This window comes from Microvirga vignae, from assembly GCF_001017175.1.
GTDB lineage: Bacteria > Pseudomonadota > Alphaproteobacteria > Rhizobiales > Beijerinckiaceae > Microvirga > Microvirga vignae.
Genome location: NZ_LCYG01000017.1, coordinates 96,772 through 119,128 on the forward strand (window position 1 = coordinate 96,772; position 22,357 = coordinate 119,128).

Sequence of the window (22,357 nt, forward strand, 5' to 3'; positions counted from 1 at the left end):
ACCCGGTGGCCTAGATCTCTGCGCATTCTGCTTTGAGCGTGGAGTGCAACGCATTGCGGGCCTGCGGGTGTCAGCGGGTTTTGCAATAAGCGGCCCTGAGCCGCCTGCACGCACAGTAGAGGATGTTTCCGTGGTTGCCGTCTCTTGTGTGCGTTGACGCCCGAAAGAACGCTATGACGAGTCTCAATTTCGCAAGGCAGTATGATTGGCGCTCATAAAGCTCATGTCTATTCCACCTGATCAAGTGCAGAATCCCGAGAGCACGGATAGCTCGGCTCCTATTCATACCTATGATGCGTTTATCTCCTCCCGCCGGGCACAGGGTGGACGTGTCGCTCTATGGCTCAGCCGTAGATTGGAACAGTTCCGTGCATCCAAAGATCTCCTTGCACAACTACCCCCCACACTGTGCGGAGACCTGCAAAAGCCACACCGGATCTTCGTTGACACACGCCATGAGCGCTCGAATAGAGATTTCTGGGATCAACAGATCGTTCCGGCCCTGAACAGTTCACGGCGGCTGATCGTAATCTCCACTGCCGACGCGTTTGAACCACAGAGCGATGGCTCACCTAAGTGGGTTGAGAGGGAGATTGAGGTTTATTGGGAGCAGTTCCGCGATCCAGGGCGCATCTTTGTGGTTCTGGCACCCGGTGCTCCGGAGGGTCGTTACCCCGGCGAACTCAGCAATATTTCAAAGCGTTGGGATTGGGCAGATCTGCGGACCTACAAACATCTTTACTGGCTAATGTCTGGGCGAACCAGGAGTCTGGAAGATGCAATTTCTAAGTTGATAGCCGGAATTTTTGATATTCCTGCCGAACTTGTGCCAGTTCTTCGTCAGGAGGAACGACGGCGGCACAGTCGCTGGCGCGCGGGCGTTATAAGTCTTGCAGTAGCTTTAATCAGCTTGGCAGGGTCTGGCGCTTGGCAGTTTCGTAATAGCCGTATCGAGCAGGAAGCCAACTCAATCTGGAATAAACTCGAACTCGTTGCGCCAGGAGACTGGAATCCAGAAGAAGTTAATATGCTTTGAAAACTCGCCACAGCCGACCAATCGGTTTTTGAGGCTTTCTGGTCAAAAGTGCCGGGTAGTTCGATCCTAATCAGAAGATTAGATCAACGAGCGGAGCAACTGGCTCGCACGGCTGGCATAAAGCCTTCTAACAGAACTGCCGCGGCTCTAGATCCTCTTCTGGAGGCTTTTCAGAACAGTCAACCCAGCAAGGATCCTCTCCAGCTCAGCGCTCTCAGCAAAACAGTCGGCGCGCTCCCTGTCCCGCTCACGCCCGAACAGCGGAGGGCTGTTCTGGACCCGCTCCTCAAAGCCCTTCAAAGCAGCGCTGAGAGTCACGAATTCTATCAGCTCAATGCTCTCAGTGAGGCGGCTATTATACTTGCACCCGGATTGACACCCGAGCAGGCAAAAGCAGTTCTCGATCCGGTCTTACTGGCTCTCCGAACGAGCGTTAACAGCTATCAACTCTATCAGCTGAGTTTACTAAACGAGGCCGTCAGTGTGCTTGCGCGAAGGCTGACGTCGGATCAGGCCTCGGCAGTTCTGGATCTGCTCGTCAGAGATCTTGAGGTAAATAATAATCCGTATCAGCTTAGCGCTCTTAGCGAGGCGGTCGGGCTGATCCCGAGCCAGCTCAAACCAAAGCAGATGACAGTCGTTCTGAATTCTCTCCCTCGGGCTCTTCAGGTCAGAACAGCTTTTGATCAGCTCAGTCAACTCGGGAGAGCCATCAAGGCGCTTGCGCCCAGGCTGACGCAGGAGCAGATAAACCAGATCTTGTCTATCAGCCGCGTCGGACTTGCGAACTCGGGTAGTGAATTCGCCGCTGAAATTTGGGCGAGCATGATCACTGAAATGCTCAAACTGAAATCAGAAGTCGTACCCACGGCAGATGTGGTTCAGATGCTCAAGTACCCAACGGCTGGCGAGAAACCAACCGAGATCCTGCTCGCCAGCCTTGGTGAGCAGTTCGTAATTACTCCCTTAAAATCTCTCCAAGAGGTTATGCGCAAATTGATAAAACCTTCCCTGAAGTTGGGCCCGAGCTTGCCAGCCAGCCAATCCACCCAAGTGCGTCTGACCGACAGAGATAACGTGTGAAACGTCGGTGTCATCACGGGCATCGTCAACTTAATGAGCTCAAGTAGGCTTTCCTGTCTGGAACACCAGATAAAAAGCCTGCTGCGATGAAGTCACCTCGTTTAAAGCCAGAAACACCTAAGTTCGGGACCTGTGATGATCAGCGGCGTTAGTGTTTGCGGGACGGTGGAACAGGATCGCGACCTGATCATGGACCGAGAGGACGCGCTGAGCCTGCCCGGCTGACTTGAAGCGTTTCATGATGCGCTCGCGTCGTCGGTCGGCTGGTGAGAGTTCCCCACTCGATTGTTTAAGCTCTTGTGCTGTCGATGCTCCACGCTAGGCATGACAACCCGCTTCGCGGCGGCGTAGCTAGCGAGCTTGTCTATGATCATCCCCCGAGGAGCCGCGCCCTGCTTCTTGAGCAACTTGCGGAGCAGGCGCCTGGCCGCTTGCCGCATTGCGGTGCCTCTGGACCAAAATGTCGAGCATGGTCCCATGCTGATCGACGACACGCCAAAGCCAATGCCTCTTGCCTGCGATGCGGATCACGACCCCATCAAGGTGCCATCGACCGGCGCCTTGCCAAGGACTACGAGCGTCTGGTCGAGACCGGCGAGATGGTGCTCTATCTCGCCACGTGTTGCATCCTGCTGCGCCGCCTCGCCCGAAAGGACGAAAGATAATAGCTAACCAGCCTCTACCAACTCCATGAATATATTTCACAAGCTCAATACACTTGGTGATTGCCTCAATTGATCAATGGCGTCGCCTAATTTACGTTCGAGCGTGTTCTGACTATCCCAGAATATATTTGGTGTATCAAAGACATCGAATGGTAGCACTGTGCCTTCGTGTGCATCTGTATGATTGGCTTTCCCAGAGCACGTGCATAACCTAGCTCAAAATAGATGTTAGGTTTAGCCCCGCTCATTTCTACGATGATGAAAGCTGAGCGCTTTATACTTGAAAATATCGTCGGAACGATCCTTTCCCTTCCATCAAGGTGATGGTCAACTTTGGCGGTGACGAACGTTTTTTCCTGCAACGCGGCGAAAGGTCTTATAAGCATCCCTAAGGTAAGGTATTCCCTCAAAGAAAATTATTATGAATACTTCAGAGGAAGGGGTGGTTCTCTCTCTGCCAAGGTGAGGACCTCTTTCGCATAGTCTTCAATGGATGTTAGGTCGTCTGAGATCACCCTATTGAGAGCCCTATAATCATCTAAAGTTATCCGGGATGTATAGCGACGGTCAAAGATTGCTGTTTCATCTTGATAAATGTCAGCAGAAGCGCCGCCAAAAGTGGATCCCATACGTTGCCGCTGGTTGCACGGTACCGCAACGGTTCTTTGCACTACTGAGCAGGTCGCACAATCTCATAGGTGCAGGCGAAAGCGGCCGCTGCGATCCTGTAGGTGTCTTTCGGGTCGTTGGGGTTGCGGACGATCGCATCTCCGGGGCGGGCAATCATTGGCTCACCCCAAGGTGCCTCGAACGTAAAGCTGCCATCCACATCTCGGACGATAAAATACTGCATCTCAACCCCGCGCGGCCGGTAGGCCCGGTAGCCGTTAGCATCGGCTGGCCCGGTCGGCCCCTCGTAGCGCTCCTGGAACTTCGCCGCAGTGACCAAGATCTCCTCATTTCCCGTCTCGGGGCAGCGGTTGCGCACGACCATGTCGCCTTCTTGCGCCGGTGGGCTCTGTGTCTCCGTTTCCCTCCGCTCTCCCTCAGCGGCAATGATCGTCACGACGATTTCACCAGATCGGGCAGGGCGTACGTCAACAGGTCTGGTCTTACGGGCAACTCCCACTCGCCCAGCTTGCTGCGCCCGGGCGAACAATCCAGCGATGTCCTCGCGTCTATCGGCGTGGGCTGGGGCCAGACAACACACCGTCAGTCCAATAGATCCGAGGCACAGGCTCACACGCATGTTCGTCTCCACTGCTCTGAAGGTACAGAAACAGAGGGCCTCCCGCGAAGTGGAGTATACAATACGTGATCCCGTGCTCAAGGTATGTAACATCTAGGGTACAGAGGTTGAGTAAACGGGATTGTTCAGTATCTTCCTGACTGTGCTTGTTATTTCCGCACGAACCCGATAGGTCGCCTGAAACCTGCAGTCCGTCGGATCCGCTCTGGCCTCTCCCTTGGTTGCTCGGACGCATACGGCGGACGAGTGCGGGCGGTGAGATAGTCGAGAGCTTGGCTGATTGAGTCCACTTGGTCATTGTGGCGGCCGCTTGGGAACGCCAGCAGCTCGTCCAGCTAGGGCGCATCCTGCGGCACCGGCTCAGCCCAGAGCTTTCTCTCGATGCATGCTCCGGTCCACACTACGTTCAACCTTCAACGTCACCTCATCTCCCGCCGCACTCTTCGGACCCTCAGGGCCGAAGTGGAGCAAGCATGGCAGCTTGCGACCACGGCGGTCCGAATGAGCTCGTCGTTCGGGCCATTGTCGCGTCGCTCCAGTTCCCGTGACAGCACCCCAGCATACCTTCCCCACCGCTCCTGTCACCGCAATGAGTAAGGCGGGTTAGACCACTTCCCTGTGCACATTGCCCTCAGGACATAGCCGGCTCCCAAGTCCTGAAAAACGGAAGCCAAAGGCTCAGGAAGTGCTTCCCGAAGAGCACTCCTTTCGGGGGAGCGCGACCTCCTTGCTGATCGGAATCGGTCCTGCAAGAACTCCGGCAGCTATGGCGTGGGCCTTACGCTCGATCATCGCGCAATAGCGCCAGCGGTCAAGCAGCGATCGGGAGAGATCCTGGTAGGGCACCAGGCGCTCACGCCAATCAATGTCATGCGCCTCCAAATAGCGCTGGAAGCGTTCCTCGACACCCTCATTCCCGCAGACAATCACGAGCTTGTGGGCGCATCCCTGCGCGATCACGTTCTCGAGCTCCCAAAAGAGATTCTTTGCAAACTGCGTCGCATCGAAAATGATAAAGTCGACGCTCTCGATCGCCGACTTCACCGCCGCTTCCCAATGTGCATCTGCGATCCGCAGTACCGCCTTCCCCGCAAAGAAATTATCTCCACGCCCAGAGCGCACGCGCTTGTTCTCGGCGGCTATAAAACTCGTCGCACCCAGAGCGTCAACGGCGACGACGCCAGCCCCGAGCATTATAGTGCGCCGTATGTTAGCGACGAGCCGCCACAACCCATACAGCACATACAAACCCGTAGCGAGGCTCAGGCCATACCAGAAATACTCTGAGCGGACGAACGGGTGTGGCCGATGAAGCTCCGGATTGAGCACCACCATATTAAACCACGCCGCGACAACGAAGAGGACAGTCGCAATGGGAACTATGAGGAATACAACCAGATCAATAATCAACTTGATGTAGCATTGGCCGCTCGAAAGGCGTGATGCCGCCACCCTGGTATCGGCCAGCGTTACCACACGCATACCGCTGATGGAGAGATGATCAAAAGCCTTGGCCAAATTAAAGCCGTCAGACTTGTTATGGAAGCGCCTGAGCCAGAGTGATGTAGCAATCGGCGTGGCCATTGAGAAGTATGCCCACAATGCTATGGATGGTATAATGATCAGAGCGATGATGTCGAGAGCGAGGCTGGTGCCAGCGCTCTGGATCTCAAAGATCCAAAGCAACAACTCCATTCCCATGAGCCCCCCCGAGACCAGTCCCGCGAACAACAACAGTAATAGATTTACTACTGCGGCCACCGTACCCAGCCGGCGTAGTCCAGTCCTCTTTGCTGGAAGCGAGAGAAGGGCATACTGCAGCAACCTGCGTTTCAGCACGAACAACAGGAAAAAAGTGGCAAAGAAGGCGCCAACCGTCACAAGCGCGGAAACTGGCTGTGGTATCTCCCTCAGGACCCACAGCAGAAGAGAAGTGGCGACAAGGACACCGAGTATCGAAAACGTGAAAGCCCGCCCTGGCATCGCTCTTCCCATGACCAGCCCCCACGATGCGGTCCGCAGGGAATGTTAGCTCAGGATCACTTGGACCTGCCCCCATATGTGATCCACGGCCTATGCAACTTTCCGGGCTTGATGAGTTTGTTGGGCGAAGGCGTTCGGGGTCAAGCCGCCGAGCGCTGTATGCGGTCGGGTCTCATTGTAATCTCTCCTCCACTGCTCAATCCGCTCCCTGGCATCCGCCATGGATAGGAACCACGAGGCATTCAGACATTCCGCTCGCAGGCGGCTGTTGAACGCCTCAATGTACCCGTTGTCCGTGGGCGTTCCGGGCCGGGAGAAATCAATCTCGACCCGGTTCAGATACGCCCACTGGTCCAGCGCTCGACCGGCAAATTCCGGGCCGTTGTCCACCCGCAGGCTCTTCGGCCGGCCGCGGCTCCGGGCGATTGCATCGAGCGCCTCGACCACCTGATAGGCCCGGAAACTCACTCGCGGCACAATCGCCAGTGACTCTCGCGTGTGGCAATCCACCACCGTCAGGATGCGGAATGCACGCCCGTCAAAGAGCTGGTCGGCCATGAAGTCCATCGCCCAGACCTCATTGGGGCCACCGATCTCCGGACGACCCTGTCGATAACGCCAGGCCCGCTTGCGCTTCGGCGCCTTGGGCCGGATCGACAGTCCTTCCTCACGATAGAGGCGATAGGTGCGCTTGTGGTTCACCGGCCAGCCCTCCCGGCGCAGCAGGATGTGCAGCCTGCGGTAGCCGTAGCGCACCCGCGCCGCCGCCAGTTCCTTGAGCCGCAGGCGCAACTCGATCTGCGGATCAGACCGCTTGCGATAGCGCTGCGACGAGCGGCGAAAACCGGTGGCCGAGCATGCCCGCCGTTCGCTGATGCCATAGGCCGTCTGCAGATGGCCTGCGACCTCACGCCGAACAGCGGGCTTCACCACTTTCTTTTGAGCACATCCTGCAGCATGGTCTTGTCCAGCGTCAGATCCGCCACGAGCTTCTTAAGGCGGGCGTTCTCGTCCTCGAGCTGCTTGAGGCGTCGGATCTCGGTCACGCCCATGCCGGCGAACTGCTTCTTCCAGCGATAGAACGTCGGTTCGGTGATGCCCATCTTGCGGATCACCTCGGCCACCGGCGTGCCGCTTTCCGTCTGTCGCAGCGCAAAGGCGATCTGCTCTTCCGTGTAGCGCGTCCTCTTCATGGCACTGACCCTCCTCAAGGATCAAAATGCCCGAAAAAGTTGTCTTCCAAATGGACCAGTTTAGCGGGTCAGGACCAACTCTGTGACCAAGGTCGCGTGCCGGATTACCTCGGGCGGGAACTGGTGACGGGAGGAGGAGATTGGCTGCATCTCGCCACCGTATCGCCGGTCGGCCCACCCTGTCAGCATTCCTGTGACAGTGCCAGCACCAGGGTGGAAGCTCTCAGACACGCAGGGGCAAACTGGCAAGCTCACTCCTCAACTCCCTTGCTTCCGCACATATCCGGCAGGCCGCTTAAGTCCGGCCGGCCGGTAGACACGCTCCGGGCGCTCACGTAGGTTCCCGGAGGCATGCAGTGGGTGTGTACGGGACGTGAGATAATCGAGAGCCTGACTGGTCGAGTCGACCTGATCATCATGCCGCCCGTTCGGAAACGCGAGCAGCTCGTCCAGCCAGTCGGCCAGCCAGGGTGCATCCTGCGGCACATGCACCTGGCCTGCCTCGAACCGGACTGACTGGGCCAGAAAGCGTGCCTCCTTGTCAAAGCGGGGTTTGCGCAGGATGGCTCGCCATTCTCCCGACCGGCGCAGATCTTGTGTGATCGCCCGGCCGATGTCAGTGTCCTCGATAATCGTCTGATCAGCCATCCAGGTCTGGGACAAGCGCAGCACCTCGCGCCGGAGTTCCGGCACCTCGAAGCGGCCCCGCACCAGATCGAGCAGATAGAAGTCAAGACCCCTGGCACCCCAAACTGTCCCGACCGAGTAATCTGAGGTTTCCGACAACGTGGACGCAGTATCCCAACTTGCGATCACCATGTCGAATGAAGAGGGGCGCTGCGAGTAGGTGCGCAGCCATTCACGTTTGACGATGTTGCCCTCCGGTGGCACCGGCACCTGCTGGTACTGGGCCGAGAAGGTCAGCGATCCCTGTGACCGGCGCATCTGCTCCAGGATCTCGCGTGGCTCGCGGGCCACATGCAGTACCTCGCCGTGGCGCCTGATGTAGACATCATCCGGATCATCGCTGAGCTGATAGACCCGATTCTCGGTCTCGATCGCTGGGATTGAGACCATCTCCCAGTCTCCCTTCGCCAGCACATGTCCGACCAGATCATCTTGGTGCAGCCTCTGCATGATAATTACGATCGCACCGGTGCGCTTGTCGTTCAGACGCGTGTAGAGGGTGTTGTCGAAGGCCTCGTTCACCCGCCGACGCTCCTTCTCGGACAGAGCATCAGTCGCCTTGATCGGATCATCGATGACGATGAGATCCGCTCCGCGGCCCAGGATCGACCCGCTCATGCCGGCAGAATAGCGGTAGCCCTGCTGAGTGGTGATCAGCTCTGTGTTGCGCGGACGCCGAGCGGCGAGCTGCATCTGCGGAAAGAGCTCCTGGTGCCAGGAGCTCTCGATCACCGTCCGGGTGTCGACCGAGAGCTTGCGGGCGAGATCGTCGGCATAGGAGGCACAGATGATGCGCCGGGTTGGATCCCGGTCCATCACCCAGGCGGTGAAGCCGACCGAGACGGTGATCGACTTCATGGAGCGGGGAGGGGCGTTGATGATCAGCCGGCGCACCTCACCTCGGGCGACCCGCGTCAGCTGCCAGCACAGATGATCGATGTGCCAGTTGTGCCGATAGGGTGTGCCGGGTTCGAGCGTGGCAAACACCTTCCGGCTGAAGATCGACAGGTCCTGCCGCAGCAGAGCCCGCAGGAGACGCGCACGATCAGTCATGATCCGGATCCTTCCCGTCAGCCACGTCGTGATCATCGGGGCAGGGTCCAGGTCTGACCCATAGCGTCTCTGGGATGGACCGAGCACCCGTTCCAAGAGTGCAACATCCTCCTCCGGCAACTCGTGCACCTGCTCGACCTCATGGCCAGCATGGCGCTCGTAGCGATCGAGCAGACTGTCGATCGCCCGCGGCTGCCCGCGCAGAGCCTCCTGGGCCTGCCGCAGGATGATGGCCTCAAGCAGCGGCACCTTGCGTCTGCGACCGTTCTCGGTGAGCTCGATCTCGCTCTCGAGCACGGTCTTCATGATAGTTTTGAGATTGAGGTTGCCCTTCCTGCGACCACCCGGGTTGCCGGACTGACCCGGCTTGAACTGGGTCGAGCGGGGTGGTTTGCCTCGGCCGACCTTATAGGCGGCCGGGGATCACTGTTCCATCCCACTCGAACACGGAACCATGGCAGGGGCAGTTCCAGATGTCATCGGCATTGTTCCAGGCACGGTGCAGCCCTTGTGCGCGCTTGCCACTCACGGCCTCGGCGACGGCCGCATCCATCAGGATCTCCCGGTCGACCGCCGACACGCGCAGCCTTGCGGCGAGGTTCACGACGCTACCGATGGCGGTGTAGTCGAACCGGCTCTCGTAGCCGATCCGCCCGACTGTAGCCGACCCCACGGCAAGGCCTATCCGGAATCCGATGCGGTGTCCGCGTGCCCGCCAGCCGATGATCAGCTCCTACACGCTCCGCTGCATCTCCACCGCCATATCCACGGCCCGTAGTGCCGGGTCCGCTTCAAATAGGGCTTCCGACGGCTTTCAAACCCGCACAACATCCTCCGGCTTTGGCATGCCCGTTCCATCAAGACTGAAGGCATAAGCCTCCTTCAGCTTGATGTTTCCGCTGTCGGTGTAAACGAGCAGACGATGCCCATCCGTACGGGTTTTCACGATACCGAAGGCCGTGCGGCTGAAGGCGAAGAATGGCCCCCGCTCTTCGGCTTTTCTTTTGTCCGTCAGGGTGGCCTGTCCCTCCACGTTGAAGAAAGCCACGAGCTCGGTAACGAAGACGAGAGGTTCGGCGACCCGGGACCATCTTCCGAGTGCGCCGATCAAGGTTGCGCGCGGGTGGATGTATTCCTTGCGAGCGCTCTCGTCGCCACTCGACACAACGCTGACCACCGGCGCGACCGCCTGAATGAAAGCTCCCGAGAAATCCGCTGATCCATGGTGGGGCACTTTGAAGACATCGGCCCTGAGGTTCAGATTGCCTCTGTTGTGCTCGCGGGTGAGGAAGCGTCCCGCTTCGTCATTCAAGTCGCCCGAAAACAGGTAACTAAAGTTGCCGTAGGTCAGACGAAAGACGATTGAGTGCCCGTTGATCGTATGTGACGCAGAAAGCCCTGTTGTAGCGAGGTCGTCGGTAGCGAGGGATTCCTGTCCAATTCGCGGCCCCTTGGGTGGATTGCCCAGGAACTTGAGGGCAGGGACACCGTCGAGATCAGTGACCAGCGGCCCCAGAACCTCAACCTGGATGTTTTCATCGGCCAGGAAACTGAATGCTTCATCGTCGCCGAGTGCCAGACGCCGACACTCTAGGCGGGCTCTGTCGTTATAGGTGGCGAGCGTGTCTTTCCAGGCGCGAAACGGTCTGTTCATTTCGTCGTCATCAACCGACAGAAGATCCTCCTCGAGACCGACGATGTAGAGTTCGCCGTTGTGTTTTCTGGTCGGTCCGAGAAGCTCTCGGTCTGGAACGCGCTTGCCCTCGCGAGTGCCAGGACGCTTGACAAGACCGTTATGGAAGACGCGCTTCGGTTGAATGAAAAGGCGCTTGCGCACCTCTGGATGTGACTCGGATCTCAAGATCTCAGGCAGCCCGACGAAATGGTCCGCATCACCATGTGTCACAAGCATGCACTCGATCGGCTGCGGTTTCTCGGCCGTGGTTCCCTGAAAGCGTCCGGCGAGATAGCGTGCGAAGAGTTGATTGTCGCCGCCATCAACAAGAACGACTTTCCCGTCAGGAGACTCTATGACCGCTCCATCACCTTGTTGGACATCAACGAAGCTGATCTTCAAAACTTGATTGTGCCGCTTCGGGATCACGACATCGGCAGCGCCCACGCCAGAGCTCTTTCGAGGCACGATGTAACCCAGCTCTACGCTGGGCAGGATGCTGCCGTCCGGCGTCTCTTGAAATCTCTTGAACTCTACCTCGATGTAGCTTTCTGTCTGGCCAACGACACTGACCTGATCCCCCCAAGCGAGGGTTCTCAGAAGCTTCGTACGTTCGGGATCGGACCAGACATCCGCCAAGTCGACGTTGATCACGTGCGACCTGCCCATGGCTGCCTCCAGATTGGCACTTGCCTCGCGGAAGTTGAGCAGAGCTTTACGTCAACTCTGCATTGCAATTCGGTATAGTCGCCCGCTTCTACCTTGACATTCCGGGTTATCAGAACTGTGGCGCCTGATCCCTGCTGCGCGATGCTCACAAAACTCATGAACTCGACCTATGACGGGGAAAGTGGCGTCACGAACGGTTTCGTAATGTCTACAGGTCGAAAGGAATCGATCGAAGACCGTAACCTGGCACGGGAACACCTCCGTTTCTCTCTGACGGATCTCAATGCCGAAACTTCATCACGCGTTGGACGTGTTCACTGCGAACTCATTGAGTAACGACGTAGGACCGTCGCCGTGAACCATCGATCTGCCGCCACCGTGTCGACGAGCCAACGGAAGCGCCCATTACGTCGTCGAGGTCGGCCTCTTCGCTGCCTGGACCGGATTGGGTCACCAGCGGAGCAGGGTTGCCGACCTGCATCGGGTACGGTTAGCGTCGCGAGCATGCGCATCAGGGTCGTCCTGCCGGCGCCGTTCGGTCCGAGGATCGCGAAGATTGTGCCCTGTTGAATATCGAGATCGATCCATCTACGGCACGCACTTCGCCAAAGCGCTTGACGAGGCCACGGGCGCTGACCGCGAGTGAAAGGTCTTCCGTTTCAACCAGTGCAATGGGTTGGCGCGGCGCATGGCCCCTCATGACAATCCTCCCCTCAGCCGACACTTGTCAGGTGGGTTCATCCCAAACCTCCTTGAGGACTGGTGTGGCTGAACGATGCGCCTATAGGGCTGCAACGGATCGATATTTGGGCAGTCCGCGGTGCCAAGTCAGCCTGTCTCGGCCATACAACACTTGGATGTTCCTAACCGGAACTGATGAAGGTCTGGAAATGGCACCTTCCGGAAATCTCTCGAATGTCTGTTCAGGCAGGCAAGGACGGAACTTATCGGAGGGCTTGGGATCCCCGGAGTTTGACCCGTGTCGACCTTCGCAGCACGAAGACATTCGCGAAGCCCCGCTATAAGTGAGGGGCGTCGGACAAACTGCCTCAGCCACACAACCACCTCTACAGCCCATTTTTCTAGAGCTCTCGTTTCTATTGAGAACCATCCCGCGAGACCGGCTCTGGGGCAGACAAAGGGATGCGAACGATGCACAGGACAGCCCTTGCCGCAATAGGTCTGGTGGTGCTCAGTGGGATTGACGTACTGGCCCAGCAAATGGATTCAACGGATGCGATCCACCAGCGCAAGGAACTGATGAAAGACAATCAGGAGCAGATGCAGGCGCTGACTGGAATGTCCCGAGGACAGGTGCCGTTCAACATAGCAACGGCTCAAGCAGCTCTCCAGCAGATCGAGCAAAACGCCCGCCAGATTCCTAGCCTGTTCCTATCCCATCAGGAGCGGGGGCCGACCGCCGCTCTTCCGGTCATCTGGGAGCGCAAGGCCGATTTCGACGCTCGTGCGGCCAAACTCGAACGGGATGTCACGGATGCTCTGGCCCGGATCTCCGACCTGGGCAGCTTGCAAGTAGCGATCCAGCAGGTTGGCCAGAACTGCGGCGGCTGTCATGAGACCTTTCGCAGGAAGGAAAGATGAAGTCATGGAGTTGGAGGCCCTACCCATGTGGCGGTTCCAAGCCACGCGGCAGGTGATTGACACCTAAGGGGAGGGGGCGAACTGACGATCGGCCCCGAGGGACATGGCCGAGCACAGCCCCAGGACGTAAAGCCCCAGCGCAGCCGCGACGGCCACCAGCAGGGTCTGCAACGCATCCTCCTCAGCGGGGCCATGCCTCAGCACGGCGAAGATCGTGGCGGCCGACAGGACGATGCCCAGAGCGTAACGGATACCGCCTCTCCACGGGATCATTGCATCCTCCGGACTGTCCGCCATGATGGTTCTCCCCGATCAGGCGGACCACGGTCGATGCCGCTGAGCGGAGAAGTCGTGAACCGATCCCTGGGTGCCAAAGTTCCGGCACCCACTGCCCTTCGTTGAAATTGACCGTCCGTCCCAATGCATCACCAAAGCCAAAGTCGCTGAACTGGAAAAGGGCATACAGCTCGAGCAGCAGGGGTTTTCGGAACTGATCGCCGACACCGATGTCTCGGAGGAGGAGATCCGCAAGTATGCCGAGACCAACTGGTACCTGACCGCGGACGAAGCCCTCAGGCGCAAGCTCGTGGCCGGGCTGCTCTAGCGCGTGACTGCGAACCCAGTTCGCCGCTATGGTCATGTCGTCAGGGAGGTGCCGATGCAACGGCACACCGCAGATGGCGGGCAAGTGCACGCCTATCGTCAACTCGAGCGGACCTTCGCACACAACACAGTGATCGAGGACATCATCGGGCTGTTGCAATGGGACTCGGACACGATGATGCTGCGTGGGGCAGCCGCAACCCGCTCGGAACAGATTGCGGCCCTCAAGCGGATGGCCCGCGACGGACTGGTTTCGCTCAGGACCGAGCACCTGCTGGACGAGGCGGATGGAGCCGCTGACAGCCTGGGTGACTGGCAAAAGGCGAACCTGCGCGAGATGCGGTACGCCTATGCCCATGCCTCGGCCGTCCCGAGCTGTCTGGTGCAGGCCCATTCCACGGCCGTGTCCGAGGCCGAGGGGGTCTGGGCGGAGGCCCGCAGGAACAACGACTTCCCGGCACTGTGCCCCAAGCTGGCAGAGGTCCTGAACCTGACACGCCAGATCGGCGATGCCAAAGCCCAGACCCTGGGTCCTGGACCTTATGACGCCCTGCTCGACGGGTACGATCCGGGGCTGCGCCAAGGCACGATCGACAGGCTCCTCAAGAACCTGCGGCGGGAGCTGCCTGATCTGATCCGGGCGGTGTGCAGGCATCAGGAGAAACAGCCTGCCGTCAAGCCGTTGACCGGACCCTTTCCCGCCGACATCCAAAGGCATCTGGCCGACGATCTCGTGAGGGCGGTCGGCTTCGACTTCGAGCACGGGCGGCTCGACGTCAGCGAACATCCCTTCAGCGGTGGCGCGGGCAGCGACGTGCGTATTGCCGCCAAGTACAACGAAGGAGACTTCATCGGCTCGCCCTCGGGCGTCCTGCACGAAAGCGGGTACGCGCTGTACGAGCAGGACGCCCGCAGGAATGGCTCCGGCAGCCGGTCGGCCGCACGCGGGGCATGAGCATGCATGAGGCCCAGGCGCTGCTGATCGAGATGCAGACCTGCCGCACCCATGCCTTCGTGGCCTACCTGGCGTCCCTCGCCCGCGAGGCGTTTCACGGGGATGGTCCGGCATGGAAGGAGGACAACCTGTACCGGATCGTCACGAAGGTTGAGCCGGGGCTCATCCGCATCGACGCCGACGAGGTCACCTATCCGGCCCACGTCGTCCTCCGCTACGATCTCGAGAAGGCGATAATCGCCGGGGACCTCGCCATCGAGGATCTGCCGGGAGCGTTCAACGACGGAAATGAAGGCCCTGCTCGGCCTGGGCAGTGTGCCGTTCGTGCTCGCAACTGGCTACGAGCAATGGGCACTACCAGAGACCCATAAGGATGTGCCCCGTTGCGACAAACCCGTCGACCAGCGCCACCTTGCCCGAGCTCTGTTCGGCTGAGCCTGCTTACCGGACCCGCTTCGGCCGGAAGGGCGGCTATTGGCACGAGGCGGAAGTACGTCAAAGGTCCGGGATGCAGCAGAAAGCTGACCCATGGCGCAGCCACCAAAGGACTCATTCCACGGTCAGGGATCGAGCAGTGCTCCGCTCTCCAAGGACTCGGAGGCCGCCGTTGTGTCCAGATGCGGATAGCCCCGCCTTCCATTGGGAAGCGCGGGGCTATGATTGAATCCTTGACCTGAGGGGGGTTAGGCCCGGATCGTTCGTGCAACCCACAGGTGTGCGGAACGGAGAGCCAGGCTTTTCGCCGGTTCGGGTCAGAATACCCCCCGGTTCGAGTCAGACTTCAATACCCGGGGGACAAAGCCGGACCCTTAGCGCAGGTGACACCCGGCGAAGATCTACGTTCCACGATCCAGTCGTAACGCGGATCGACCCAATTACCTGTCAGGTTCCAGGAAGCGCATTCTTGAACTTCATGGATTCCCAAGATCCGGAAATGGCACTGAGCGGAAGTAAATCGAATGTCCGGACTGACTCGGTGAGCGGACCTTTACGACGCAGTTTCTGAGGAGGCCTTTTGACCCTGTGCAGACATTCTGGCGGCAGCCGCAAGCACGGACCGATCACCTGCAAGGTGCCGAGCGCCGTCGGAACCCCATGCCTTGATTGCCGAGATGCAGGCATCCTTGAAGGTTTTCTTCCGACGTGAGGAACCGTCGGATGAGGGCGCCCCGGCAGGTGCACGCTCCCCGGATCAGCGTCTTCGTCCCTCCGAGACCACCCTTGGATTGCGAAAAGGCTCCCGGCGAGGGGCCGGGAGCTTCCGCCTGTCAGGATCAGGACGCGATCAGGCGACCCTGCTAAAGCGGTTCGCCGTCCTCTCAGCCTGCACGGTCACCGTGCGGGTGGCCTCGTCGGTGATCTGGATCGTGAGCTCGGCGATGCGACGACTGTTCTCCATCGTCAGCTCCAGGTTGTCGCGCAGGAGCGAGGCCTGCACCTCGACGAGGTCGCTCATGGAACGGCAACGGGCGAGATCGGCCAAGCCCTCGATGTTGCGCCGGATGTGCCGCTGGCTCCGCTCGAGCACCTCGCGGGAGACGTCCTGGAGCCCGCGAGCCAGGGCCGTGCCGGAGTGGGCGACGGCCCGCAGGTTGTGCGAGGCCTCCTCCGTCAGTCCCTGGGCATCGCCGCCGGGACGGCCGAGCACCTGCATGGCTTGATCGGTCGAGCGCCGGGTCAGGTCGGTGACAGCCTCGAAGCCGCTCTCCACTGCTTCCTGCATGGCGCGGGCCATGGTCTGGGCGCCTTCCACGCCGGCCCGGAGGGTCTCCGCGACGTCCTCCGTCACCCGCTGCACGGTCTCGGCCTGCTCGCGGGAGCGTCGGGCGTCGGCGCGCCTGGTTTCGTCGATGCTAGCCATGTCTTCCTCCACTTTCTCGGCTACGGCTTGGGCCTCCTCGTCGCTCAGGACTTGGAGAACGGCGGGGAGAAGTTCCTTCCGGTCGTCCCGGATGTGCTGCTGGAAGGTCTTCCTCAGCTCGGCCACCCGGCCGAGGAATTCGCTGCCGTTCTTCGGCAGGCCCTCCAGCTCCGCGAGCTGCGTGGCCGTGTCCTCGTTGTCCTTGGCGGCGTCGCGCAGGAGGTCGAGCATCCCGTGCCGTCTCAGCACAGGGAAGAGGTGCTCTTCCTGAAGCCTCGCGAGCAGTTCCAACTCCTCCTTGAGTTCCTGAAAGAGCCTCTCGCGGGTCTTCACCGCTCCGTCGGACGTGGCGAGCAGCTTCTCGAACAGTTCGTTCGCCTTGTCGGGTGGCGCTTTGCTGTATCGTCCGTTGGTTGCCATCTTCTCCTCGCAGATGCTGAAATGGGCGGCCCGGCGCTTGGCGCCGATGCCGCTGGAAACTCGAAAACTGGAACTGGGACCCCGTGACACCGGACAGGACTCGGGCCGGCGCGATTAACATGGGTTGGTCTCCAACCCCGCACTGGCCTTCGGGTTCCTGCCTAGGGACGACCCGATGCGGCGCAGGGACGAGAGGTCGCAGGCTCGTCACCCCCCTGAGATTTTCGCGGTCCGGATGTCGCTCCATGGGCGGGCCTGCGGCGGTGGCTCGAATCCATGCCGGATAGTTGGCCCAGTCGCGTGGAAGGCCTTGTTCCCAACGCATTCCGGCATTCGGTAGCAAGGGCCACCCGGCGCAGGTCAGGTGCCGACCACTATCTTAGGCGAGCGACACGCTCCAAGACGAAGAGGCGCTGACACGGAGCAGACCCTAGTTGGACACACCACCATCGAACGCTTGGCTTGGCTGTGGGCCAATTACTGGCCCTTCTATCAAGTATCAGGTTCATGCCCCAGATGTTTGTTAATCAGAACGAGCGATAAGGAAGGCGCGACAAGCCAAAATAGCAACAAGTACAAGGGGCTGGGACTCTGCTACCAGCTAAGGTTCCGTTATATTGACAAAAAGTTCTATATAACGGCATATACGTTCCGTTTAATGAACTCCAGAGCACGGGTCATGGCTGCGACGGCAGAAATCATCGATCTTAATGAGTTTCGGCGCCGACGTCAGATGGCGACGCAGTCAATGGCCCCGATGCCCGCCGTTGTGCCTGGGACCTGGGTTGCAGTATGGTTCTTCGTGCCCGTCTGGGTAGGCAATGCTTGGCCGATGAATCGGTAAAACGAGGTGTCGCCGTGAGAGATGTGCCCAAGGATCATCTCGCCGGTGTTGCTCACGAAGCCGAGGGCGATCTGGAGAATGAGGCTCAAGAACTTGCCGAGATCGTCAGCAGCAATCTCAAGCGGCTGCGCCGCTCGCGTGGGCACTCTCTAGAGCGCCTTGCGAACTTGGCTGGCGTCAGCCGCGCCATGCTGAGTCAGATTGAACTCGGGCGAAGCGTTCCGACGATTTCGCTGTTGTGGAAGGTGGCGCGGGCGCTCAACGTCCCGTTTTCGGCGCTGACAAGCCCAAGCGCCGGCAGCGGCACCGTCGTGATGCGTTCGAAGAATGCAAAGATCCTCACATCAGCCGATGGCAGCTTCACCTCAAGAGCCTTGTTCCCGTTCGAAGCAGAGCGGCGAGTCGAATTCTATAAGCTCACTCTTGCAGCGCAGTCGCAGGAAAATGCGGTCGCCCATGCGGCAGGCACAATTGAGAACCTGGCCGTTGTCGTCGGCGATGTGGAGATCGAAATCAACGGTTCCGTTTACAGTCTCCACGCGGACGACTCGATCATCTTTCAGGCCGATGTTCCGCATATCTACCGCAATCCCGGGCACGTGATGGCGATCATGTACCTGGTGATGTCATACGTGGAGACAGTCGGGTGATCTAATTTGCCCGTGTCTTGTCCCTGAGCAGGCAGCGCCGTGGCGGGCACGCGACGGCGCCGCCTTGAGAAGGATAACGTGCTCAGGCGCTCTTCTTCATCGGCTTCGTCTGCGAGCTCATGCCCACGCTTGTGCCGATGAGCATCATGCCACCACACATCATCATGCAGGGCATGCCCATCTCCATCATCCTCATCATGTTCTCGCAGCACATCCTGAACATGTCTGCGGACATGCCCTCCATCGGGGTCATGTTGCAGGTCATGGAACCGTCGGCGGCCATTTCGCAGGACATGCGACACATCATGCCCGGCATCATACCGCCCATCATGGGCATCATCCCACCCATTTGCATTGGAGACATCATGTTCGGCATCATGCTGCTCATCATGGGCATCATGCCACTCATCTGCATCTGAGGCATCATGCCCGGCATCATGCCGTTCATCATGGGCATCATGCCACCCATTGGCATCGGGGGCATCATGCCCGGCATCATACTGCCCATCATGGGCATTGCGGCTGTGCTGGTCATCCAACTCTCCCATTCGCTGATCGGTGACCCGCCAGCGTTTCCGCTGGGTCGAAGAAAAGGATGAGCCGTATGATGCTTCGCGGCAACGCATCTTGCGGGAGGGCGTCTCTTTTCCTCCAATTTATCGGAGGCCAAGCCAATAGACCGAACAAACCGCCGTTTTATTGGATACGCCTCAGCTTTAGTAGACACCCCATGCGGGATATTGAACCAGCATGCCATACCCAAGTACGTCCTGATCCTGCAAAATTAGCACGAGGAAGGTGTCGCTTGGGACAAAGTAGACCCTGCCGAAGCAGGCATCCGAGGGATCGTATTCGCCCGCATAGGCAAAGCCCATGAGAGCCGCCAGCCGCTTCGCGATCTCGGTCATATGGTCGACTCCCGGAACAGCATCCGCAGGACGAGTCCCTTGCTCACGACGACCTTCGGCAGGCCTGCCGAGGGCGGGCCTCATGGCCAGGACCGCCCCCGCAGTGCCGGGAGCGGTCAGGAAGCGGCGGCGGTCGAGCATGGGAGTCTCCTTCAGGCTGCGGTCGGAGTGTAGCCGGCCTCGGCCACGAGGGCTCTGATGGAACTCAAATCGGTGGTGCCGCGGACCGAAACAAGCTTGGAGACCGGATCGGCGTCCACGCTCGTGCCGGGCAGGCCCGTCTCGATGGCCTTCTTGAGGGTGCCGGCGCAATGGCCGCAGGTCATGTCCTCGACCCGCAGGGTCAGGGCAGCCGGATCACGGTCGGCAACCTGGGTGGACTCGGTCTGGTGGGTGCTGCATCCGCACATCGCATCTTCTCCGTTCGTGGTGGCGATGTTCGAACCGTGCGCCTTCCAATGATGGTAAGGTCAAGCCATTGTTTCGCGGGACTCCCCAAGGGGCACATTCCGGCACGGGGAACCGATCATGGGAGCGTTCGTTTCCGCCATGATCCAAGGGATGGTGCCGTGGCCTGCCTTCGCCTCATGCTCTGCTACCTGCTGGTCGTGACGGTCACCCTCGGCCTCGCGAGCGCGCCGCTGTACGCGGTGGCCCAGGCGCCGGATCCGACCGTCGGCACGACGGCACACCATGGCGGGGCGGACGTGATGGTCCCGGGCACACAGGACCACGATCACGCTTCTCCGGCCAAGCCCCATGCCATGGGGCAGATCTGCTGCCATCCCGGCTGCATCATGGCCGTCATTCCCGGCTTTGCCGATCTGGCGACTGTTCCTTTGCCGTGGGTCACCGTTCCAATCCCTGGCGACCCGGGAGTGGCACCGATTGCTCCCTTGGGACCTGATCGCCCACCAAAACAGGCCTGAACCAGAGGCGGAGCCGATACGCCCAAGTGAGGGCTTCCGCTCGTCATGAGCCTGGTCCGCCGGCGCGTCAGGCGCCGTGCCCTTGCGGGCCGTGAACTCAATGCACCTGGAATTCAGGAGACGACCATGCACCAGATGTCGAAAGAGATGCAGTCCTGCATCGACGAGTGCCTGCGCTGCTACCAGACCTGCCTCGGCATGGCGATGACGCACTGCCTGGAGCAGGGCGGCAAGCACGTCGAGCCCAGCCATTTCCGCCTCATGATGGCCTGTGCGGAGATTTGCCGGACCTCGGCCCACTTCATGCTGATCGGAACGCCGCACCACAAGCACACCTGCCGGGAGTGCGCGGAGATCTGCGAGGAGTGCGCCCGCTCCTGCGAGCAGGTTGGCGACATGCAGGAATGCGTCGACGAATGCCGCCGCTGCGCCGAGAGCTGCCGCCGAATGGCGGCCTGATCCTCACAACCCCGAACAAAAGGATACCAACATGACGCTTCGAACGATCGCTCTCGCCACCGCCTTGGTCTCTGCCGGCACCTGGAGCGCCCTGGCGCAGCAGAACCAGCCGCAGCACCAGATGCAGCATCCCTCGGGCGGCCAGATGGCCATGTCGGCCGAGAGCCTGCCCGAGGAGTGCCGGACCGGGGTCCAGGCCGGCGGCCAGATGCAGATGATGCAGGGCATGGACATGCAGGGCATGCAGCAGAGCATGCAGGGCATGATGGCCAACATGAACGACGCCCAGAAGGGTTACATGGAAGCCATGATGAAGATGCACGGCCCGATGATGGCCGCCCACATGATCAAGGACTCCGACGTGGCCTTCGTCTGCGGGATGATCGCCCACCATCGAGGCGCCATCGACATGGCCAACGTGGTCCTCAAGACAGGCGACAACGCCGAGGCCAAGAAGATGGCCGAGAAGACGAAGAAGGCGCAGGAGCAGGAGATTGCCGAAATGCGGGACTGGCTCAAGAAGAACGCCAAGAAGGAAGGATCTCAGTAAGGTGGCGGAGTCCCCGCGTATCGCGGGGACTCCTTGCCTGCCCGGGCTCGATCGGGCGGAATGGTTGTTTGTTGCCTGGAGGGCCGATGGACGAACAGGAGCACCCGGATGTCGCCGACGTCTTCTACCGCCCGTTCCTGCGCCCCTTGGGCAACCTGGTGATCACGTTCGCCCAAGCCGAGGCCGCGCTCATCAAACTCCTCACGGAACTCAACGGCGGTGGCGAGCGGATGGCTTCCGACTTGGTGGGCGGACCGTCGCGGGACAGGATCAGGGAGATCATCCGCGACAGCGGCTTCAAGGACTTCGAGCTCGAGGACCTGACCGCGAACGTCGAGGACTTCTGGCAGGCGAAGGACAAACGCAGCCGACTGATTCATGACGAGTGGTGGGTCGGCCTCGACTCCGACGATGCGGTCTTCGTCGGGATTCGCGGCATCCCGCGCAAGGCGGCGAATGTCGCTTGGGGCACTCCCATGATCGAGGCGATCTGGGAACTCGCGTTGCGCTTCCGCGAGCACCGATCCGCGTTCTCGGCATTTGCCTACATCCTGCGCGAGGCGCGCGCCCGAAGCCTTGGGCTGAGGCGGGCCGTAAGCTTCGTCTGGATCGGTCCCGGGTTTACGCCAGCCCGAGCAGCCGACCGATGACGCCGAGTGCGATGGTTCCGAGGAGAACCCAGCACGTCCAGTAGGCCACGGGCTCCCACCAGGCATCCACGGCGTCGGCCCGGCGCTCCAGGCGGTGCTTGTCGTACATGCCCCAGGCGTGGACGACCAGTCCGACCAGCAGGAGCGGAAAGCCGACGCGGCCGAGACGGTCGGCAGCCAGCACGCCGAGCCCGACGCCGAGGACGACCGCGCCCAGGCCCGACATGAGCTCGGCCAGCCGCAGGCGCTCGGGCCGGGCGACGGTCATCCGCGCCGTCCATGATGATGGCCGTGGCCGCCATGCATGAACAGGTGCATCAGCGGGCAGGCCAACAGCAGCAGGTAGGGCAGGGCGGCCACGATGTGGCCCGTGTGGTTCGCGAACAGGTGGACGCCGAGCGCGGCCAGCGCGAGCGTGACGGCCCAGCCTAGCGGAGTGCCGACCAGGATCGTGCGCCAGCGCTTTGGTGGGATGGGAGAAGCGTGCGGAGTGGTGTCTGTGGTGCTCATGGCAGGGCCTCCCGATCTGGACGAGCTTGAGCTTGGCCCCTCCGTGCGGTTCCCGCCTTGATTTCCCTCAAAGGCGGGGACCGTGATCGTGGATCCCGAGGGGCAGGCCGCGTTGCAAGGCAG

Annotated in this window: 22 protein-coding genes and 5 pseudogenes; 11 read left to right on the plus strand and 16 right to left on the minus strand. The window is 60.2% G+C overall.

Translation table 11 applies throughout. The annotated features are described in order from the left end of the window. Positions 1-223: 223 nt before the first annotated feature. Together AA309_RS34100 and AA309_RS07175 are read left to right on the plus strand one after the other, a co-directional pair. Positions 224-1,036, plus strand: a complete 813-nt coding sequence (locus tag AA309_RS34100) for a hypothetical protein (RefSeq protein ID WP_150117419.1) — start codon at positions 224-226, stop codon at positions 1,034-1,036. Between the two features lie 372 nt (positions 1,037-1,408). Beyond that, a complete protein-coding gene (locus AA309_RS07175) occupies positions 1,409-2,119 on the plus strand; it encodes a hypothetical protein (RefSeq protein WP_150117420.1) in 711 nt (236 codons plus the stop codon). A gap of 117 nt (positions 2,120-2,236) precedes the next feature. Here AA309_RS07175 and AA309_RS07180 read toward each other — a convergent pair. Both AA309_RS07180 and AA309_RS07190 read right to left on the minus strand, forming a co-directional pair. Then, positions 2,237-2,695: pseudogene (locus AA309_RS07180) on the minus strand (IS6 family transposase); the annotation flags it as partial. Between the two features lie 759 nt (positions 2,696-3,454). Continuing rightward, positions 3,455-3,850: a hypothetical protein gene (locus AA309_RS07190; protein WP_200901957.1), complete on the minus strand. Its 396-nt coding sequence runs from the start codon at positions 3,848-3,850 to the stop codon at positions 3,455-3,457. A gap of 540 nt (positions 3,851-4,390) precedes the next feature. Between AA309_RS07190 and AA309_RS34110 the strand changes: the two are divergent. Next, positions 4,391-4,528, plus strand: a pseudogene (locus AA309_RS34110) (IS6 family transposase); the annotation flags it as partial. 183 nt (positions 4,529-4,711) lie between these two features. Here the strand turns inward: AA309_RS34110 and AA309_RS07195 are convergent. The 7 genes and pseudogenes from AA309_RS07195 to AA309_RS37400 form a co-directional block, all read right to left on the minus strand. Then, the gene (locus AA309_RS07195) at positions 4,712-6,028 is read right to left on the minus strand and encodes a hypothetical protein (protein WP_150117421.1); all 1,317 of its coding nucleotides are present in this window, start codon (positions 6,026-6,028) and stop codon (positions 4,712-4,714) included. 78 nt (positions 6,029-6,106) lie between these two features. Continuing rightward, positions 6,107-7,209, minus strand: a protein-coding gene (locus AA309_RS34115) for an IS3 family transposase (RefSeq protein ID WP_150117422.1) whose coding sequence is annotated in 2 segments (ribosomal slippage) — positions 6,107-6,948 and positions 6,948-7,209 — 1,104 coding nt in all. Because the reading frame shifts where the segments join, the coding sequence is not laid out codon by codon here. Positions 7,210-7,467: 258 nt separating this feature from the next. Then, a complete protein-coding gene (terL, locus tag AA309_RS37395) occupies positions 7,468-8,985 on the minus strand; it encodes a phage terminase large subunit (protein ID WP_342027934.1) in 1,518 nt (505 codons plus the stop codon). Positions 8,986-9,111: 126 nt separating this feature from the next. Beyond that, positions 9,112-9,321, minus strand: a pseudogene (locus AA309_RS37190) (DUF5681 domain-containing protein); the annotation flags it as partial. A 145-nt stretch (positions 9,322-9,466) separates the two neighbouring features. Then, positions 9,467-9,736 (minus strand): annotated as a pseudogene (locus AA309_RS07215) (adenylate/guanylate cyclase domain-containing protein); the annotation flags it as partial. Between the two features lie 27 nt (positions 9,737-9,763). Continuing rightward, positions 9,764-11,293: a ComEC/Rec2 family competence protein gene (locus AA309_RS07220; RefSeq protein WP_047188327.1), complete on the minus strand. Its 1,530-nt coding sequence runs from the start codon at positions 11,291-11,293 to the stop codon at positions 9,764-9,766. A 314-nt stretch (positions 11,294-11,607) separates the two neighbouring features. Continuing rightward, complete coding sequence (locus AA309_RS37400; protein WP_342027935.1) at positions 11,608-11,877, minus strand: ATP-binding cassette domain-containing protein; 270 nt, start codon at positions 11,875-11,877, stop codon at positions 11,608-11,610. A 568-nt stretch (positions 11,878-12,445) separates the two neighbouring features. Here AA309_RS37400 and AA309_RS07225 point away from each other — a divergent pair. Further along, positions 12,446-12,895, plus strand: a complete 450-nt coding sequence (locus tag AA309_RS07225; protein WP_047188353.1) for a c-type cytochrome — start codon at positions 12,446-12,448, stop codon at positions 12,893-12,895. A gap of 63 nt (positions 12,896-12,958) precedes the next feature. Here AA309_RS07225 and AA309_RS07230 read toward each other — a convergent pair whose 3' ends face one another. Next, positions 12,959-13,192, minus strand: a complete 234-nt coding sequence (locus AA309_RS07230; protein ID WP_047188328.1) for a hypothetical protein — start codon at positions 13,190-13,192, stop codon at positions 12,959-12,961. 70 nt (positions 13,193-13,262) lie between these two features. On the opposite strand from AA309_RS07230, the gene AA309_RS07235 reads away from it, so the two are divergent. Continuing rightward, positions 13,263-13,499 (plus strand): hypothetical protein, encoded by a 237-nt coding sequence (locus tag AA309_RS07235; RefSeq protein WP_047188329.1) that lies wholly within the window; start codon positions 13,263-13,265, stop codon positions 13,497-13,499. A gap of 54 nt (positions 13,500-13,553) precedes the next feature. Then, a pseudogene (locus AA309_RS07240) lies at positions 13,554-14,824 on the plus strand (carboxypeptidase M32). Between the two features lie 914 nt (positions 14,825-15,738). Here AA309_RS07240 and AA309_RS31760 read toward each other — a convergent pair. Next, positions 15,739-16,734 (minus strand): phasin family protein, encoded by a 996-nt coding sequence (locus tag AA309_RS31760; RefSeq protein WP_052954528.1) that lies wholly within the window; start codon positions 16,732-16,734, stop codon positions 15,739-15,741. 858 nt (positions 16,735-17,592) lie between these two features. Between AA309_RS31760 and AA309_RS07255 the strand changes: the two genes are divergently transcribed. Further along, a complete protein-coding gene (locus AA309_RS07255) occupies positions 17,593-18,228 on the plus strand; it encodes a helix-turn-helix domain-containing protein (protein ID WP_244470287.1) in 636 nt (211 codons plus the stop codon). Between the two features lie 82 nt (positions 18,229-18,310). Here the strand turns inward: AA309_RS07255 and AA309_RS32915 are convergent, their stop codons facing one another. From AA309_RS32915 to AA309_RS07270, 3 genes are all read right to left on the minus strand, one after another. Next, a complete protein-coding gene (locus AA309_RS32915; protein ID WP_200901958.1) occupies positions 18,311-18,727 on the minus strand; it encodes a hypothetical protein in 417 nt (138 codons plus the stop codon). Positions 18,728-18,944: 217 nt separating this feature from the next. Next, positions 18,945-19,277, minus strand: coding sequence for a hypothetical protein (locus tag AA309_RS07265; protein WP_047188332.1), 333 nt, complete (start codon positions 19,275-19,277; stop codon positions 18,945-18,947). 11 nt (positions 19,278-19,288) lie between these two features. Then, complete coding sequence (locus AA309_RS07270; protein ID WP_047188333.1) at positions 19,289-19,546, minus strand: heavy-metal-associated domain-containing protein; 258 nt, start codon at positions 19,544-19,546, stop codon at positions 19,289-19,291. A 159-nt stretch (positions 19,547-19,705) separates the two neighbouring features. Here AA309_RS07270 and AA309_RS07275 point away from each other — a divergent pair, with 159 nt between their 5' ends. From AA309_RS07275 to AA309_RS07290, 4 genes are all read left to right on the plus strand, one after another. Then, a complete protein-coding gene (locus AA309_RS07275) occupies positions 19,706-20,065 on the plus strand; it encodes a hypothetical protein (RefSeq protein ID WP_047188334.1) in 360 nt (119 codons plus the stop codon). A gap of 126 nt (positions 20,066-20,191) precedes the next feature. Then, positions 20,192-20,524, plus strand: a complete 333-nt coding sequence (locus AA309_RS07280) for a four-helix bundle copper-binding protein (protein WP_047188356.1) — start codon at positions 20,192-20,194, stop codon at positions 20,522-20,524. A gap of 31 nt (positions 20,525-20,555) precedes the next feature. Next, a complete protein-coding gene (gene copM / locus AA309_RS07285; protein WP_052954529.1) occupies positions 20,556-21,074 on the plus strand; it encodes a CopM family metallochaperone in 519 nt (172 codons plus the stop codon). Between the two features lie 86 nt (positions 21,075-21,160). After that, positions 21,161-21,724, plus strand: coding sequence for a hypothetical protein (locus tag AA309_RS07290; protein ID WP_047188335.1), 564 nt, complete (start codon positions 21,161-21,163; stop codon positions 21,722-21,724). Here AA309_RS07290 and AA309_RS07295 read toward each other — a convergent pair. Both AA309_RS07295 and AA309_RS07300 read right to left on the minus strand, forming a co-directional pair. Continuing rightward, positions 21,696-21,992 (minus strand): hypothetical protein, encoded by a 297-nt coding sequence (locus AA309_RS07295; RefSeq protein WP_047188336.1) that lies wholly within the window; start codon positions 21,990-21,992, stop codon positions 21,696-21,698. The genes AA309_RS07290 and AA309_RS07295 overlap by 29 nt on opposite strands. Beyond that, a complete protein-coding gene (locus tag AA309_RS07300; RefSeq protein WP_084730946.1) occupies positions 21,989-22,234 on the minus strand; it encodes a DUF2933 domain-containing protein in 246 nt (81 codons plus the stop codon). The genes AA309_RS07295 and AA309_RS07300 overlap by 4 nt, the downstream gene beginning before the upstream one ends. Positions 22,235-22,357 lie beyond the last annotated feature (123 nt).

Coding starts and splice junctions, on each gene's coding strand:
- AA309_RS34100 (WP_150117419.1), top strand. CDS start 224: ATGTCTATTCCACCTGATCAAGTGCAGAATCCCGAGAGCACGGATAGC.
- AA309_RS07195 (WP_150117421.1), bottom strand. CDS start 6,028: ATGGGAAGAGCGATGCCAGGGCGGGCTTTCACGTTTTCGATACTCGGT.
- terL (WP_342027934.1), bottom strand. CDS start 8,985: ATGATCACGACGTGGCTGACGGGAAGGATCCGGATCATGACTGATCGT.
- AA309_RS07220 (WP_047188327.1), bottom strand. CDS start 11,293: ATGGGCAGGTCGCACGTGATCAACGTCGACTTGGCGGATGTCTGGTCC.
- AA309_RS07225 (WP_047188353.1), top strand. CDS start 12,446: ATGCACAGGACAGCCCTTGCCGCAATAGGTCTGGTGGTGCTCAGTGGG.
- AA309_RS07230 (WP_047188328.1), bottom strand. CDS start 13,192: ATGGCGGACAGTCCGGAGGATGCAATGATCCCGTGGAGAGGCGGTATC.
- AA309_RS31760 (WP_052954528.1), bottom strand. CDS start 16,734: ATGGCAACCAACGGACGATACAGCAAAGCGCCACCCGACAAGGCGAAC.
- AA309_RS32915 (WP_200901958.1), bottom strand. CDS start 18,727: ATGATGCCGGGCATGATGCCCCCGATGCCAATGGGTGGCATGATGCCC.
- AA309_RS07265 (WP_047188332.1), bottom strand. CDS start 19,277: ATGCTCGACCGCCGCCGCTTCCTGACCGCTCCCGGCACTGCGGGGGCG.
- AA309_RS07270 (WP_047188333.1), bottom strand. CDS start 19,546: ATGTGCGGATGCAGCACCCACCAGACCGAGTCCACCCAGGTTGCCGAC.
- AA309_RS07280 (WP_047188356.1), top strand. CDS start 20,192: ATGCACCAGATGTCGAAAGAGATGCAGTCCTGCATCGACGAGTGCCTG.
- copM (WP_052954529.1), top strand. CDS start 20,556: ATGACGCTTCGAACGATCGCTCTCGCCACCGCCTTGGTCTCTGCCGGC.
- AA309_RS07290 (WP_047188335.1), top strand. CDS start 21,161: ATGGACGAACAGGAGCACCCGGATGTCGCCGACGTCTTCTACCGCCCG.
- AA309_RS07295 (WP_047188336.1), bottom strand. CDS start 21,992: ATGACCGTCGCCCGGCCCGAGCGCCTGCGGCTGGCCGAGCTCATGTCG.
- AA309_RS07300 (WP_084730946.1), bottom strand. CDS start 22,234: ATGAGCACCACAGACACCACTCCGCACGCTTCTCCCATCCCACCAAAG.